This window comes from Tabrizicola sp. T74 (assembly GCF_057219935.1).
In genome coordinates this window covers 89612-103760 of sequence record NZ_JBXVVT010000004.1, presented here as the reverse complement: position 1 = coordinate 103760, position 14149 = coordinate 89612, and the positions used below count along the sequence as shown (strand labels likewise).

At 64.9% G+C, this 14149-nt stretch carries 16 protein-coding genes; 7 read left to right on the top strand and 9 right to left on the bottom strand.

Annotation, left to right across the window (positions count from 1 at the left end):
• The first annotated feature begins 26 nt into the window (after window positions 1–26).
• The 3 genes from ppk2 (at window position 27) to AC2EAL_RS12560 (ending at window position 2328) form a co-directional block, all read left to right on the top strand.
• Window positions 27–893, top strand: a complete 867-nt coding sequence (gene ppk2 / locus AC2EAL_RS12570) for a polyphosphate kinase 2 (RefSeq protein ID WP_484724567.1) — start codon at window positions 27–29, stop codon at window positions 891–893.
• Window positions 890–1501, top strand: coding sequence for a TetR/AcrR family transcriptional regulator (locus AC2EAL_RS12565; RefSeq protein WP_484724566.1), 612 nt, complete (start codon window positions 890–892; stop codon window positions 1499–1501). Before ppk2 ends, AC2EAL_RS12565 begins: the two co-directional genes overlap by 4 nt.
• Before the next feature lie 254 nt (window positions 1502–1755).
• A complete protein-coding gene (locus AC2EAL_RS12560; RefSeq protein WP_484724565.1) occupies window positions 1756–2328 on the top strand; it encodes an SH3 domain-containing protein in 573 nt (190 codons plus the stop codon).
• Between the two features lie 175 nt (window positions 2329–2503).
• Here AC2EAL_RS12560 and AC2EAL_RS12555 read toward each other — a convergent pair whose 3' ends face one another.
• The 5 genes from AC2EAL_RS12555 to AC2EAL_RS12535 all read right to left on the bottom strand — a co-directional run bounded on the left by AC2EAL_RS12555 (window position 2504) and on the right by AC2EAL_RS12535 (window position 7214).
• Window positions 2504–3577 (bottom strand): ABC transporter ATP-binding protein, encoded by a 1074-nt coding sequence (locus AC2EAL_RS12555; protein ID WP_484724972.1) that lies wholly within the window; start codon window positions 3575–3577, stop codon window positions 2504–2506.
• A 23-nt stretch (window positions 3578–3600) separates the two neighbouring features.
• Complete coding sequence (locus AC2EAL_RS12550) at window positions 3601–4410, bottom strand: ABC transporter permease (RefSeq protein ID WP_484724564.1); 810 nt, start codon at window positions 4408–4410, stop codon at window positions 3601–3603.
• Window positions 4407–5270, bottom strand: a complete 864-nt coding sequence (locus AC2EAL_RS12545; protein ID WP_484724563.1) for an ABC transporter permease — start codon at window positions 5268–5270, stop codon at window positions 4407–4409. The genes AC2EAL_RS12550 and AC2EAL_RS12545 overlap by 4 nt, the downstream gene beginning before the upstream one ends.
• Window positions 5271–5427: 157 nt before the next feature.
• On the bottom strand, window positions 5428–5688 hold the full coding sequence (locus tag AC2EAL_RS12540; RefSeq protein ID WP_484724562.1) for a hypothetical protein: 261 nt from the start codon (window positions 5686–5688) through the stop codon (window positions 5428–5430).
• Window positions 5689–5810: 122 nt separating this feature from the next.
• Window positions 5811–7214: an aminotransferase-like domain-containing protein gene (locus tag AC2EAL_RS12535; protein ID WP_484724561.1), complete on the bottom strand. Its 1404-nt coding sequence runs from the start codon at window positions 7212–7214 to the stop codon at window positions 5811–5813.
• Between the two features lie 91 nt (window positions 7215–7305).
• On the opposite strand from AC2EAL_RS12535, the gene AC2EAL_RS12530 reads away from it, so the two are divergent.
• On the top strand, window positions 7306–7506 hold the full coding sequence (locus AC2EAL_RS12530; RefSeq protein ID WP_484724560.1) for a DUF1127 domain-containing protein: 201 nt from the start codon (window positions 7306–7308) through the stop codon (window positions 7504–7506).
• Window positions 7507–7636: 130 nt separating this feature from the next.
• Here the strand turns inward: AC2EAL_RS12530 and rpsI are convergent, their stop codons facing one another.
• The 4 genes from rpsI to AC2EAL_RS12510 form a co-directional block, all read right to left on the bottom strand.
• A complete protein-coding gene (gene rpsI / locus AC2EAL_RS12525; RefSeq protein ID WP_294978559.1) occupies window positions 7637–8119 on the bottom strand; it encodes a 30S ribosomal protein S9 in 483 nt (160 codons plus the stop codon).
• Window positions 8120–8121: 2 nt separating this feature from the next.
• Window positions 8122–8586, bottom strand: a complete 465-nt coding sequence (gene rplM / locus AC2EAL_RS12520) for a 50S ribosomal protein L13 (protein ID WP_374375806.1) — start codon at window positions 8584–8586, stop codon at window positions 8122–8124.
• Window positions 8587–8846: 260 nt separating this feature from the next.
• Window positions 8847–9635 (bottom strand): SseB family protein, encoded by a 789-nt coding sequence (locus tag AC2EAL_RS12515; RefSeq protein ID WP_484724559.1) that lies wholly within the window; start codon window positions 9633–9635, stop codon window positions 8847–8849.
• Window positions 9628–10212 carry a uracil-DNA glycosylase family protein gene (locus AC2EAL_RS12510; protein ID WP_484724558.1) on the bottom strand — a complete coding sequence of 195 codons (585 nt, stop codon included), beginning with the start codon at window positions 10210–10212 and terminating at the stop codon, window positions 9628–9630. The genes AC2EAL_RS12515 and AC2EAL_RS12510 overlap by 8 nt, the downstream gene beginning before the upstream one ends.
• A gap of 161 nt (window positions 10213–10373) precedes the next feature.
• Here AC2EAL_RS12510 and AC2EAL_RS12505 point away from each other — a divergent pair, with 161 nt between their 5' ends.
• The 3 genes from AC2EAL_RS12505 (at window position 10374) to AC2EAL_RS12495 (ending at window position 14142) form a co-directional block, all read left to right on the top strand.
• The gene (locus AC2EAL_RS12505) at window positions 10374–11594 is read left to right on the top strand and encodes a Na+/H+ antiporter NhaA (RefSeq protein WP_484724557.1); all 1221 of its coding nucleotides are present in this window, start codon (window positions 10374–10376) and stop codon (window positions 11592–11594) included.
• A 129-nt stretch (window positions 11595–11723) separates the two neighbouring features.
• The gene (locus tag AC2EAL_RS12500) at window positions 11724–12377 is read left to right on the top strand and encodes an ABC transporter ATP-binding protein (RefSeq protein WP_484724556.1); all 654 of its coding nucleotides are present in this window, start codon (window positions 11724–11726) and stop codon (window positions 12375–12377) included.
• The gene (locus AC2EAL_RS12495; RefSeq protein WP_484724555.1) at window positions 12361–14142 is read left to right on the top strand and encodes a KpsE/RkpR family capsule polysaccharide export protein; all 1782 of its coding nucleotides are present in this window, start codon (window positions 12361–12363) and stop codon (window positions 14140–14142) included. The genes AC2EAL_RS12500 and AC2EAL_RS12495 overlap by 17 nt, the downstream gene beginning before the upstream one ends.
• Window positions 14143–14149 lie beyond the last annotated feature (7 nt).

Here is a 14149-nt window from a genome sequence, read left to right as displayed (position 1 = left end):
CTGGCCGCAATGTAAGGAGGATTCAGATGACTCTACCCTTCGACGGCGCGATCAGCCGCTACTTCCGCGAGGGCGCTCCGAAAGAGGTGCGCAAGGCCATCGAGAAGGCGGGCAAGGACGAGATCATGACCACCTCCTACCCCTACCGGGAGGAGTTGAAGGGCAAGGACTACGACAAACACATGGAGGCCCTGCAGATCGAGCTTGCCAAGATGCAGGCCGGGATCAAGGCCAGCGGTCAGCGGCTCATCGTCGTCTTTGAGGGCCGCGATGCTGCCGGCAAGGGTGGCACGATCAAGGCGGTGACGGAAAACATGAACCCCCGGCAGGCCTATGTCGTGGCGCTGTCGAAACCCTCCGAGCGGGAAAGCCAGCAATGGTATTTCCAGCGCTATGTCGACTGGTTCCCGGCCAAGGGCGAGGTCGCGCTCTATGACCGCAGCTGGTACAATCGCGCGATGATCGAGCATGTGTTCGGCTTCTGCAAACCGGACCAGCGGGAGAAGTTCTTCAAGCAGCTGCCCGAGTTCGAGCAGATGATCGTCGATGAGGGGATCATCTTCCTGAAGATCTGGCTGGAGGTCGGGCGGGCCGAGCAGTTGAAGCGCTTCCTTGACCGGGAAGGCGACCTGCTGAAGCAGTGGAAGCTGTCCCAGATCGACGTCGACGGATTGGGCAAGTGGGACGAGTACTGCGCGGCGATCGATGAGACGATGGAGCGGACCCATTTCAAAGGCGCGCCCTGGACGGTGATCCTGTCCGACGACAAGAAGCGCGCCCGGATCGCGGCGATCCAGACGATCCTGTCGGCGGTGGACTATCAGGGCAAGGATGCGGCAGCCATCGGCAAGGTCGACGGCAAGATCTGCGGTGGGCCGAAGCTGCGGGGATGAAGCGGGGGTACCACCACGGCAACCTGCGGCAGGCGCTGGTCGAGGCGGCGCTGGAGCTGATCGCCGAGAAGGGGCCGCAGGGGTTCACCCTGTCCGAGGCGGCGAAGGCGGCGGATGTGACGCCTGCCGCCGTCTACCGGCACTTTGCGGGGCGGGATGACCTGTTGGCCGAGGTGGCGCGGCAGGGGTTCGACATCTTCGCGGCGCTTCTGGTATACGCCTACGACGAGGGGCGGCCCACCCCGCTGGCGGCCTTCGAGGCGACGGGGCGGGCTTACCTGGCCTTTGCCCGGAAGTATCCCGGTCATTACCAGGCGATGTTCGAGAGCGGGCTGCAGCCGGGGAAGCATCCGGACCTCGCGTCCGTCGCGGGGAAGGCAAGGGCGACGATGGACCGGGCGGCGGAGGGCCTCGTTCGGGGTCTGCCCGAGGGGCGGCGGCCGCCGGCGTCGATGGTCTCGGCCCATGTCTGGGCGGTCTCTCACGGGGTGGTGGAGCTGTTCCTTCGGGGGAATGGGGGGCCGCAGCCCTGGCCGCCAGAGGACCTGCTGGAGACCGGGATCGGGATCTACCTGCGGGGGCTGGGGCTGTTGTCGCCGGACCAGTGAGCGGAAGTGTCCACGGTGGACAGATGCGGGTTTTGTCTTTTCTGTCAATGATTTGGTCGCGGACGTTAGGAATCCGGCAACCATGATGACATGGGGCGGCGACCCCCTCCCTGACCCTCCCCCTGGCAGGGGGAGGGGACGCGGGGTGACGCTGTTCCGCTTCGTTTCCCAGGTCAGGAATTCGTCCGGTGACATAAGGGCGGGGGTCGGCGACACTGTAAGCAAGACAGGCTTCACAAGGGACTGACCGGATCATGCCACGTCGTGCAATTGCTGCTTCCATCGCGCTTTTGGCGAGTGCGGGCATCGCGCTGGCCTGCGGCGGTGCGCCGATCTGCACGGTGGCGGACCCGACCGGGACGCCATTGAACATCCGGCTGTCGCCGAACGGGCCAGTGGTCGGCACGGCGAAGAACGGGACCGAGCTGATGTTCGTCGAACACCGCGAGGTGGACGGGCAGCTCTGGGCGCTGGTCGAACGGTTCCACGACGGCGAGATGGTCACGGATTTCGACGGGGCCTGGGTCTTCGGCGACTATCTGGACTGTACGGGCGCGACGGCCGCCCTGCCCGAAGAACCTTTTTCGACGGATGCTGAACCCGTGTCTTGCACCGTTGCCGATCCGACCGACACGCCCTTGAATGCCCGCATGGACCCCGGGGGCGAGATCTTCGCGACGCTGCGTGATGGCACCGTGGTCCGGGCGCTGGCGCAGCGGATGCATGAGGGCAAGCCCTGGCTCTATGTCGAGAAATGGTCGGGCGACAATGCCGTCGGCTGGGTCTTCGACGCCTACATGGCTTGCGCCGAGGACGAGACCCACTGAGACGGGCGGAGTTTTCGAAAACTCCGCGACGGAGCCTTTGAAGGCTCCGGTGCGATTTCCTTGAAGAAATCGGCGAAGACATGACGGTTGCGCCCAGGAGGACTCGTCGGCGACTTCGTCCCTCCTCGCTAGTGCAGCGCCAAGCGACGAGAAGCCGAAGGCGAACGAGGAGCCGTCAGCGGAAGAGGACCAGCGCCGAGGGGCTCCAGGCGACGCGGACCTTGGTGCCGACGTCAAGGACCGGGCGGCCGGGGACGTTGCGCATCGAGAGCCGCACTTCAACATCAGTGCCGCCGAGGTAGACGTCGTAATAGGTCATGTCGCCGAAGTAGATCACCTCGTCGATCACGCCCTCTGTCTCACGTTCGGGCGCCTTCTGGTCGTCGTAAAGCAGCGTCAGCGTCTCGGGGCGCAGGCCGACGACCGGGCCTTCGCCGGTCTTCTGAGGCGCCTGCGCAGCGTCGAGCGTCACCCGGCCAAGCCCTTTGGCATCGACCTCGACCGCATTGCCGGTTTCCGCAACGATCTCGGCCGGGACAAAGTTCATCGTGCCGATGAAGTCTGCGACCTTCCGCGTCGCCGGGCGGCGATAAAGCGTCTCCGGATCAGCCAGTTGGGCAATTTCGCCTTCGAACATCACAGCGATGCGGTCGGACATGACCAGCGCCTCTTCCTGGTCATGCGTCACCAGGATGAAGGTAATGCCGACCTGACGCTGGAGCTTGATGAGTTCGACCTGCATGTGTTCGCGCATCTTCTTGTCGAGCGCTGAGAGCGGTTCGTCCAGCAGCAGGACCTTAGGCTTCAGGATCAGCGCGCGGGCAAGCGCCACCCGCTGGCGCTGGCCGCCCGACAAGGCATGCGCAGCGCGACCGCCATAGCCCTTCAGGCCGACCATCTCCAGCGCCTCAGCCACCGCCTTGGCCTTTTCTTCCTTGGAGCGCGGGTCTTTCCGCAGGCCGAAGCCTACGTTTTCGGCCACGCTCATGTGCGGGAAGATCGCGTAGCTTTGGAACACCATGTTCGTCGGGCGGACGTTGGCGGCGACATTCGCCATGTCCTTGCCGTCGATCATGATCACGCCCGAAGAGATGTCCTCGAACCCCGCGATGGTGCGCAGGAGCGTGGTCTTGCCGCAGCCCGAGGGGCCGAGGAGCGAGAAGAACTCACCGGCCTTGATCGTGCCGTTGATGCCCCGCAGCGCGTGGTAGTCGCCGTAGTATTTGTGGACGTCCTTGAACTCGATCATCGTCGGGCGGTCGTCGGAAAAGGTCACAGGATGCCTCCGGAAGCTTGGCCACCCGCCTTGGCGATGCCACGGCGGCGCATGTACTCGGCGAAACCGAGCAGGATGATCGAAAAACAGACGAGCAACGTTCCCAGGGCCAGCATGGATGGCACTTTGGCGGGGAAGCGGAACTGGCCGAAGATGTAGACCGACAGGATCGGCTGGCCCGAGCCGAGGAAGTTCGAGATGATGAACTCGTCGAACGAGATGGTGAAGCAGATGAGAAAACTGGCCATGATCCCCGGCATCACCAGCGGCAGGATGATCAGCCGGAAGGTGGACCAAGGGGTTTCACCAAGGTCCAGCGCGGCCTCTTCGAGCGACTTGTCCAAGGATTGGAAGGCCGAGGTGAGGATCGCCACGGCGAAGGGGGTGCAGATCAGGACCTGACCAACGATGACGGTGAAGAGCGAAAGCGGGATGCCAATCGACAAGAGCACGACCAGCAGCGCCATGGCCACGATCATCTCGGGCAGGACCAGGGGCAGCATGATGAGACCCATCAGCGGCGCCTTGCCGGGGAAGCGGTAGCGCACGCTGGCACGGGCGGCGAAGATGCCAAGGATGGTCGAGATGGTGGCAACCGACAGCGCGATGATGAGGCTGTTCTTCGCAGCGATGCGCAGGTTCTGGTCGGCGAACATTTCGGCGAACCAGGCCGTGGTGAAGCCCTGCAGCGGGAAGGCCACGACCCGACCGTCGTTGAAGGCAAAGATCGGCAGGAGCAGGATCGGGCCATACAGGAACAAGAGGTAGAACAGCGTGTAGCTGCGCAGGATCGGGGCCTTCTTCATTTCGGGCCTCCGATGTAGCGGCGGTTCCACAGGACAAAGACGACCGAGACAATGGCGACCATCAGCATCGAGACCACGGCAAAGGCAGAGCCTTGTGGGAAGTTCTGCAGCTTGAGGAGTTGCGTCTCGATCAGGTTGGCGATCATCGGTTCCTTGCCGTCGCCGACGAGTTCCGGGGTCACGTAGTCGCCCACAGTGGGGATGAAGACGATCAGCGCGGCGGCGATCACTCCGGGCATCGACAGGGGCAGCGTGACACGCAGGAAAGTGACCCAGCGGCTTTCGCCGAGGTCCTGGCCGGCTTCAAGGAGCGAGCGGTCCACCTTTTCGAGGCTCACGAAGATCGGCAGGACCGCGAAGGGGGCGTAGGCGTGTGCGAGCACGATGATGATCGACAGGATCGAGTAGCTGGCGACGTTCAGCGGCGGCAGGCCGATGGCGGTCAGGGTCGAGTCGAGGACACCGCCGAAGCCGAGGATCACGAACCAGAGGCTGACACGGATGATGTAGCTGGTCCAGAACGGGATGGTGATCAGGAACAGCCACAGGCTTTTCCGTTCCGGCTTGACGTGGAAGCTGACGAAATAGGCGACCGGATAGGCCAGAATGACGGTGATCGCGGTCACGGTCAGCGCGACCAGCAGCGATTTCAGCAGGATGTAGCCGTAGACCGTCTTGGAGGCGAGTTCGGTGTAGTTCTCGACCGTCAGGGGCAGCGAGACATTGCCGCGCCCGCCAGTCATGACCGAGTAGATGAGAACCGTTGCGAGCGGGACTGCCAGTAGCAGAATCACATAGATTGCGGTCGGACTGATCAGCTTGAGGCCGGCCCTGGCCTCGGATCCTGGCGTTGCAGCCATCATTCCCCCTGTCCGGCTACGCTTCGGCAGCCTTGTGATTTGATCAAATCTAGACCAGACGATCACGTTTAGGCAAGAGGGCCATCAATCCGCGGCAAAATCAACCCTGCCAGGCGCGGCCCCGGGACCGAGAAAACGGCCCCGGGGTGTTGAAGGATCAGAAGGCGACGCGCTCGATGGCGATCGCCCGTTTCTTCAGCTCATCGTAAAGCGTCGGCACCACGCGGATCGAGCCGACCGCAACACGCAGCGCCTCGGCGATGCGGGCCTCGGACGGGTCGTCGCTGGCAACGCGCCAGATCATGCGACGCGCCACGCCGTCGTCGTAGACGATTTCGGTGCTGCCTTGGCGGTTCTTGCGCCAACCAAGAAAATCCGCGCCGCCGTGCGGCGCGTGGAAGGTATGTTGAAGTCCCATTTTTCGGGCTCGCTTTTTTTCTGCTCGTGCGCGGACTGTGGGACAGCGCGCGCGCTTCGGTCAATTCACGCTTTACCCAAATCCGCGTGAGCGAGTCCCAAATGCAACAGGTGCGGGTTTCCCTACACCGACAGGTCGGCAGGCGGGCGGGCCAAGAGGTCGGAGAGCTTTTGCACGGCGGCCTCGAAGGCCTCACGCGGGAGGTTGGCGGCGATGGCAAGGCGGACCGCGTTCGGGGCGCGGCCGTGGACCAGCGCATATTCGTCGGCCGAGCGGACCAGGACGCCCCGGGCTTCGGCCGCACGCACGAAGGCCGAGGCGCGCCAGCCGATCGGAAGCCGCAGCCAGACGAAGGGCACGCCGGGCTGCCAGCCCAGGTCATAGGCGCCGAGGCGGTTGATCAGGATCTGCAGCCGGGTGGCGAATTCGGCCTGCACGGCGCTGCGGATGCGATGGGCTTCGCCCGAGCGGAAGAGGTGCAGCATCAGGTCGGCTACCGGACGCGACAGGGCAAAGAACCCGTGCTGCGCCGTCAGCCGGCCAGCCTCGCCCATGCCCGCCGGGCAGATGACATAGCCAAAGCGCAGCGCGGCCGAGATGGTCTTTGACACCGAGCCCACCAACCAGACCCGTTCCGGTGCCAGCGCGCGCAAGGACGGGATGTCGCTTTCGGCGACCGAATAGCAGTCATCCTCCAGCACCTGCAGGTCATAACGGCGGGCGATCTCGGCAATCTCCTGGCGGCGCTTCACCGGCATCCGGCCCGTCGTGGGGTTCTGTGCCTCGGTTGTCAGGCACAGGACCTGCGCGCCGTGGCGGCGACAGGCGGCCTCCAGCGCTGCGGGCACGATACCGTGTTCGTCGATCTCGACCGGCACGACCTCGGCCCGTGCGGCGCGGGCGGCATAGCGGAAACCGGGATAGGCCAGTTCCTCGATCAGGACCACCGGGCGTTCGCCGCGCAGGCAGCAGTCGAAGATGAGGGAGATGGCATTCTGCCCGCCGTGGGTCAGGGCCACGTCCTCGGGGCCGATGGGGCCAAGGATGCGGTCGCCCATCCAGCCCACGATCTCGCCCCGAAGAGCGGCCTCGCCAAGCTGGCTGGTATAGTCGAGCCACCCCTGCCCCGTCGTCCCGGCCATGTCCAGAAGCGCCGCCCGAAATGCCTCGGCCTGGCCAACCTCGGGCACCTGCGGCGGGCGAAAATCGACCAGACCCGTGGCCCCGCCCGTCACCCGTTCGGTATACAATGCCTGGGTCGGCCCAAGCCGCGGCGATTGTGCCGCTACAAAGGTTCCGCGCCCGACAGTGGCCGCGAGAAGCCCTTCCTGCGTTGCAAGTTGGTAGGCGCGCGCCACCGTACCCGGGGTCAGCTGCAGCCGCCAGGCCAGGTCACGCACCGTAGGCAATTGAGAATTCGCGGGTAATTCACCACTACGGATCGCATCGCGCAAGGCGCGCGACAGGCCCAGATACTTCGGACCGGGGAATTGAGTCAGGTCGGGCGCCCAAGTTGTATCAGTCACAATAATCCTCTGGCGACTCATTGCGGCGTGGCGTTACATTGTTCTTACCGAAACGAGCATATTGTATCAACACAAATCAAAGGAGGCACAAATGCCCCAGAGCCAGATTGTCATACCCCTTCGCCGCAAAGGCGGCAGTGTCGCGCGCCTGATCGATGCCCTGAAGATCGCCTTGCTGCGCCGGCGGGAACGCCAGCAGCTTGCCCGGCTTGATCCGCACCTGTTGCGTGACATCGGCCTTGATGCCCAAGAGGCCGAGGCCGAATGCACCAAGCCGTTCTGGAAGGACTGAAACCGGAATTCCCCGAGCGACTGTTCGCTCTTACCCCTGACTGGGCCGGGTTTACCCGGCCCTTCTTTTTTGACCCGCAAAGGAAAAGGCCCGCCTGAGGGGCGGGCCTTTCGGATCGGATGGAAGCGGATCAGCGCTTCGAGAACTGGAACGAGCGGCGGGCCTTCGGCTTGCCGTACTTCTTCCGTTCGACGACGCGGCTGTCGCGGGTCAGGAAGCCAGCGGCCTTGAGCGCGCCGCGCAGGGCGGGCTCGTAAAGCTGCAGCGCTTTGGAGATGCCGTGCTTCACCGCACCGGCCTGGCCCGAAAGGCCACCACCGGCGACGGTCGCGTAGACGTCGAACTGGCCTTCCACGTTCGCCACGGTGAAGGGCTGCTTCAGGATCATCTGCAGCACGGGACGGGCGAAGTAGACCGCCATTTCCTTGCCGTTGACCACGACCTTGCCCGAACCGGGCTTGACCCAGACGCGGGCGACCGCGTCCTTGCGCTTGCCGGTCGCGTAAGAGCGGCCGAGCTTGTCGCGGACGGGCAGACGGGGCGCAGCTTCGACGGCGGCAGGCGCGGAACCCACGGCCGACTTCAGGTCATCGAGAGATTTGATATCGGCCATGATCACGCGCTCCGGGTGTTCTTCGGGTTCAGGACCTTGACGTCCAGAACGGTGGGCTGCTGTGCTTCATGCGGATGCGCCGCGCCCGCGTAGACACGCAGGTTCGTCATCTGCTGGCGGCCCAGGCGGTTGCGGGTAATCATGCGCTCGACAGCCTTGACCACCACACGCTCGGGGTGGGCGCCTTCCAGCACCTGGCGCGCGGTCCGCTGCTTGATCCCGCCCGGATGGCCGGTGTGCCAGTAGTAGACTTTGTCGTCGCGCTTCTTGCCGGTCATCTGCACCTTGTCGGCGTTGATGACGATGACGTTGTCACCCATGTCCATGTGGGGGGTGAAAGTCGGCTTGTTCTTGCCGCGCAGGATGTTGGCGACGATCGTGGCGAGGCGGCCCAGAACGACGCCCTCGGCGTCGATCAGGATCCACTTCTTCTCGATGTCCGCCGGAGTAGCGGTGAAGGTTTTCATCGTGGTTCCCAACGAAAAGGGGGCGTAACTGCCCCCGGAATTCTTCGATGCGGGCTTATCGCCGAAGGCCGGTGCAGCGTCAAGCGCCGATACCAACATTTAATTCATCTAAAACAATGGCTTGCAAGAACGGTATCATTTTACCCCATTTCTATGTCTTGCCCTTTTTCGAAATACTCCCGCCAGAGGTGCGCCCGAGCCGGTTGGCGCTTGCGCCAGAGGCGAGACATGAGGCTTGCGCCGGAAGGCGCTCAATCTGTCTACCGCAGCTTCGGCGGGCGCGAGGGGTCCATGCCGGGGGCAGCGGGCGCAAGGTTCTGCGGTTCGGGGGCGGGCAGGTCGAAGCGGAGGGCGACGCGTCCCATGGCCTTGGCCGCCGCATCGCCCGCGCGCAGGAAAACGACGTCGAGCTCACCCGCCTCGATGCCGGAGAAGACCAGCGCCTCGTTCATCGCGCGGGCGAGTGCCGCCTCGGCCCCGTCGGCGGTGTCGATCAGGGCAAGGATGTGCCCGCGGCGGCCACCTGCATAGACGACACCCGCCAGAAGCGCCGCAACGGCAAGGCCTCCGGCGCGGGCAAGCTTCGCATCCAGCGCGGCGATCACCGCTTCGGGGACAGCGGGGGGCAGGAATTCCTGCGGCTGCGCCTGAACCTCTTCGGGGCCTTCGTCCAGCGTCTCGGCCAGCCAGTCCATCGCTTCGGGTGGCAGCAGCATGGACGAGGGTGCGACGCCGAGGTTCACCCCCATCCCGATCCCCTGCCCTTTCAGAAGACCCGCGATGACCCGGCCCGGAAGGGCGGCATAGGGCGCGATGCCGCCGGTGAAGGACGCCAGCCGTTCCTCGCGGTCGAAGACGAGGATGACGGGGCCGTCCTCAAGGTCAAAGACCTTGGGCTCGAAGCTGTCGCCCACCGCTTCGCGTTCCAGAAGGACGACAAGCTCGCCATCGGCAAGGCGTTCGAAGAAGCGCAGGCGCAGCGCCTCGTTCTCGGGGTCGGCCGAGACGGCGGCATGGGCGGCATCGAGCAGGGTGACGACGTCAGACATCAAGAACCTCCCGCACCCGGGCGCGCAGGGCCGGGAGGAGCTCGGCCTGAAACCAGGGATGGCGTTTCAGCCACCCCGTATTCCGCCAGGACGGATGCGGCAAGGGAAAGACGCCGCGCGCAGCCGAGGCGCGCCAATCGGCCACGGCTTGCGTGACGTCGCGAAGGCCCAGGTGCCAGCGGATTGCCGCGCCGCCGACGAGGAGGGTCAGGGACATTTCGCCCAGTTCCGCCCGGACCCGCGCGCGCCATGTCGCGGCGCAGACCGGCGGCGGGGGCAGGTCGGCGCCCTTTGCGTCATAGCCCGGAAAGCAGAAGGCCATCGGCACGATCGCTACGCGGGCAAGGTCATAGAATTCGGCCTCGGTCACCCCCATCCAGTCGCGCAGGCGGTCGCCCGAGCGGTCGGTGAAGGGCCGCCCGCTGGCATGCACCCGCGCCCCGGGGGCCTGCCCGGCAATCAGAAGCCGCGCACCGGGGCGGAACCAGACCACCGGGCGCGGCTGGTGCGCTGTCGCCGTGACTGCGAAGCGATCAGTGCAAATTCGGCACGCCAGGATGTCTTCAGCCAGTCCCATGCCGTGCAAGCTGGCCCGTCGTGGCAGGGGGCGCAAGCCTGAAGGCACGACCCATGGCAGGACCCGGATCAGCGGCAATCCCCGCCAGTGATCCGCGCCCACCATTGCGGGCCGGAAGATTCCGGGTCAAATGGGCGGCAAGCCCTGCCGGACCTTGCCACATGTACCGCGTTTCTTCCTTTGTGCCCCGCTTTGCCAAGGCGCTGCTTGGCGGCGCGCTTCTGGCGACGGCATGGGTCAACCTTGCGCCCGCCAGCTATTACGACAGCATCGAATGGCGCCTGTTCGACCTGCAGCTTCCGGCCTGGATCGCCCCCCTGCCCTTCAGCCTGACGCCGATGAACCTGGTTTCGGACGGGCTGATGGCGCTGTTCCTGTTCGTGATCGGCAAGGAACTATGGGAGGCGCTGACGCTGGAACATGGCGCCTTGCAGGGGCGGCAGGCGGTGCTGCCGGTCGGCATGACGCTGGGCGGGATGATTGGGGCGGCGCTGGTCTGGGTCCTGGTCGGCAGCCTGATCGAGACGGCCGAGGAGGCCGGTTTCGCCACCGGCTGGCAGGTGCCGCTCGGGTCCGATGTGGTGCTGTGCTATCTGGTAGGTCGGGCGATCTTTCCGCGCGGCCACCTGGCGCTGCACCTTCTGCTTCTGCTGGCCATCGCCACGGACATCCTGGCCCTGCTGGTCACCGGGCTGACCCATCCAGATGTCTCGTTACGGCTGGCCTGGCTGATCCTGCCGGCAGGCGCTGCCCTGGGGGTATGGCTTCTGTACGGCAAACCGCCGCCGCCGGACGCGCCGGAACGGCAACGCCGGGCGCGCGACCGGCTGCTGCCCTATGTGCTTGCGGGCCTTCTGTCCTGGATCGGCGTAGCGGCCTCGGGCCTGCCGCCTGCCCTTGGCCTTCTGCCGGTGATCCCGGCCATTGCCCATGCCGACCGCAGCTTTGGCCTCTTCGCCGAGGTCGAGGAGTTCCTGCATGATCCACTGAACCGGCTGGTTCGGGCCCTGGCCTGGCCGCTGACCGGGATCCTGTTCCTGTTCGGCCTGACCAGAGGCGGCATCGACCTGTCGGCCTTTGCCCCGACGACGCTGACCACGCTCGCCTCGCTTTGGCTCGGTCGCCCGCTGGGCATGCTGATCTTCGGCCTGGGGCTGATCGCGGCCCTGCGCCTGCGGCTGCCGCCGGGGGTCAGTCTGCGCGACGTCCTGCGGGTCACGCTGGTCCTGGGGATGGGCTTTACCGCGCCGGTCTTGACGCTGGACAGCGCCCTTCCCGGCGGCGCAATGCAGGAAGCGGCGCGGCTGGGACTGGCGATCAGCCTCTTGGCCGGGGTCCTGGCACTGTTTACCCGGCCAAAAGGGGGCAACACGGATCGGTGAAGGATGCGCCTTTCCCCGCGCGTCGGGGGTCTGAAACCTTCGCGTCCCTTTAAAGGCCACAAACCGAATGTTAACGATGTCATCGTAGTCAGGACGCAGACGCCTGACCGTCGGGCGCCGAGGCATAGAATGATCGAGTTTCGAAATGTGTCCAAATCGTTCTGGACGGGAACGCGTCGCAAGGTCATCCTTGACCGTGCCTCTTTCCGTGTCGATCTGGGCAATTCGCTTGGCATTCTTGCCGGTAACGGCGCGGGCAAGACCACGATCATCAACATGATGGCAGGTCTGGAAAAACCCGATGAAGGCATCATCAAGAAGACCTCGCGGGTCTCGTTCCCGCTTGGCTTCATGGGGGGCGTGAACCCGAAGCACTCGGCCAAGGAAAACTGCCGTTACATCGCGCGGCTCTATGGCCTTGATCCCGACTATGTGGAAAGTTTCTGCCGCTGGGTCTGTGGGCTTGGCGAATATTTCGAGATGCCGATCTCGACCTTTTCCTCGGGCATGCGCGGCCGGTTCTCGTTCTCGCTGCTCTTGTCGATCGAGTTTGACATCTACCTGATCGATGAAGGCATGCCCGCAACGGCGGATGTCGAATTCAACCGCAAAGCCGGCAACATCCTGCAGGAACGGCTGAAGAATTCCACGGTCGTCATTGTCTCGCACTCACCCAAGACGCTGGAAAAGTTCTGCCGCTCGGCGGCGGTGCTGAAGGACGGCAAATTGTACCAGTTCGAGACCCTTGAAGAAGCGAGACGTCTTTATGACTACCAATCCTAAGGCAGCGCGCTACAACATCCGCCGGGTCGAACGGCCGGCTCCGCCAGAGGAAACGGGCGCGGGGCTGTTCGACAATCACGAGGATGGGTTCGGCAATTTCGATTTCCGGCGCGAAGAGGATCGACCCGCACCGACGAAGCCGCCCGAGGACAGTGCAACCGCTGCCCCCGAAGCTGAGCGCGCTGCCGATGACAGGCTTGCTGCCACCGCAGGTGCGCCGGATGGTGCCGCCGATCCCGCCAAGACCGCGGGGCAGCGACCGGTTGCCAAGGCCGAGACGCCCGAACAGATCGAGGCGGCCCTGGCCGCGATTGCGGCGGAAGGGCTTACCAGCCGCCAGCTGCGCCGGGCGCTGCTGATCGCGCAAAAGCACCAGATTTCACCGAAGTCCGAGTTCGACGCCGTCCGCCTGTTGCGCGAGGCCGGGATCGACCCGTTCTCGCGCGCTTCGATGCTGCGGATCGTGACCCCCGAGCCCGAGCCTGCCCCGGCGGCCCCGGTCACCATGCGCGAGCCCGGCCGCGCGCTGACCCGTCTGCCGGGCGATACGGTGCAGTTGCCCAATCGGGCCAAGCCGGTCGCGCTGCCCTCGACCGAAGAGCGGGCCGAGGTCAACCAGGCGGCCGAAATCCTGCGGATGCAGCAGGACATCGCGCGGCGACGGCGGCGGCGGCTGGCGCTGCTCTGTGCCCGGATGTTCGCCTTCGTCCTGTTGCCGACCTTCATTGCGGGCTGGTACTTCTATCTTGTCGCGACGCCGATCTATTCGGTGCGGTCGGAATTCGTGATCCAGCAGGCCGGCCCGAAATCGTCGGGCGGCTCACTGGGCGGGCTCTTCTCGGGCACGGCCTTTGCGACCTCGCAGGATTCGATTGCCGTGCAGGGCTACCTGCAATCGCGGGAGGCGATGGGGCGTCTGGATGATGACCTGGGCTTCCGCAAGCATTTCCAGGACGAACGGATCGACCCGCTGCAGCGGCTTGCGCCGGATGCTTCGAAGGAGGCTGCCTACAAGGTCTACAAGAAGTACCTGAAGATCTCGTTCGACACGACCGAAGGCCTGATCCGGATGGACGTGATGGCCGCCGATCCGCAGATTGCGGCGGAATGGTCGCGCCAGCTGATCACCTATGCCGAAGAGCAGGTCGATCATCTGACGCAGCGGCTGCGCGAGGATCAGATGCGCGATGCGCAAGAGGGTTATGAGGCCGCACAGGCAGCCCTGATGACCGCGCAACGCCAGCTGATCGCGCTGCAGGAGAAGTTCAAGATCATCTCCTCCGAAACCGAAGTCGGGCTGGTCGTGGGCCAGATCAGCGGGCTGGAAAACCAGATCACCCAGGAACGCCTGTCACTGGCCCAGATGGAATCGAACCCCGAGCCGAACCAGGCCCGGATGGAGCCGATCAAGCGCCGGATCGCCACTCTGGAGGCGGAAGTTGCCACGTTGCGCGCCCGCCTGACCGAGGATTCGGGGGAGGCCTCGAGCCTGGCAGAGATCCAGGGCGAGCTGTTGATCGCCCAGGCCGACATGCAGACCCGCCAGATGCTCCTGGCCCAGGCGTTGCAGTCGATGGAAACCTCGCGCGTCGAGGCCAACCGCCAGGTCCGCTATCTGTCGCTGTCGGTGAGCCCGATCCCGCCCGACGAACCCTCCTACCCGCGCGCATTCGAGAACACGCTGGTCACCATGTTGATCCTTCTGGGGATTTACCTCATGGTCTCGATGACCGCCGCGATCCTGCGGGAACAGGTCTCGTCGTAAGGGCAGT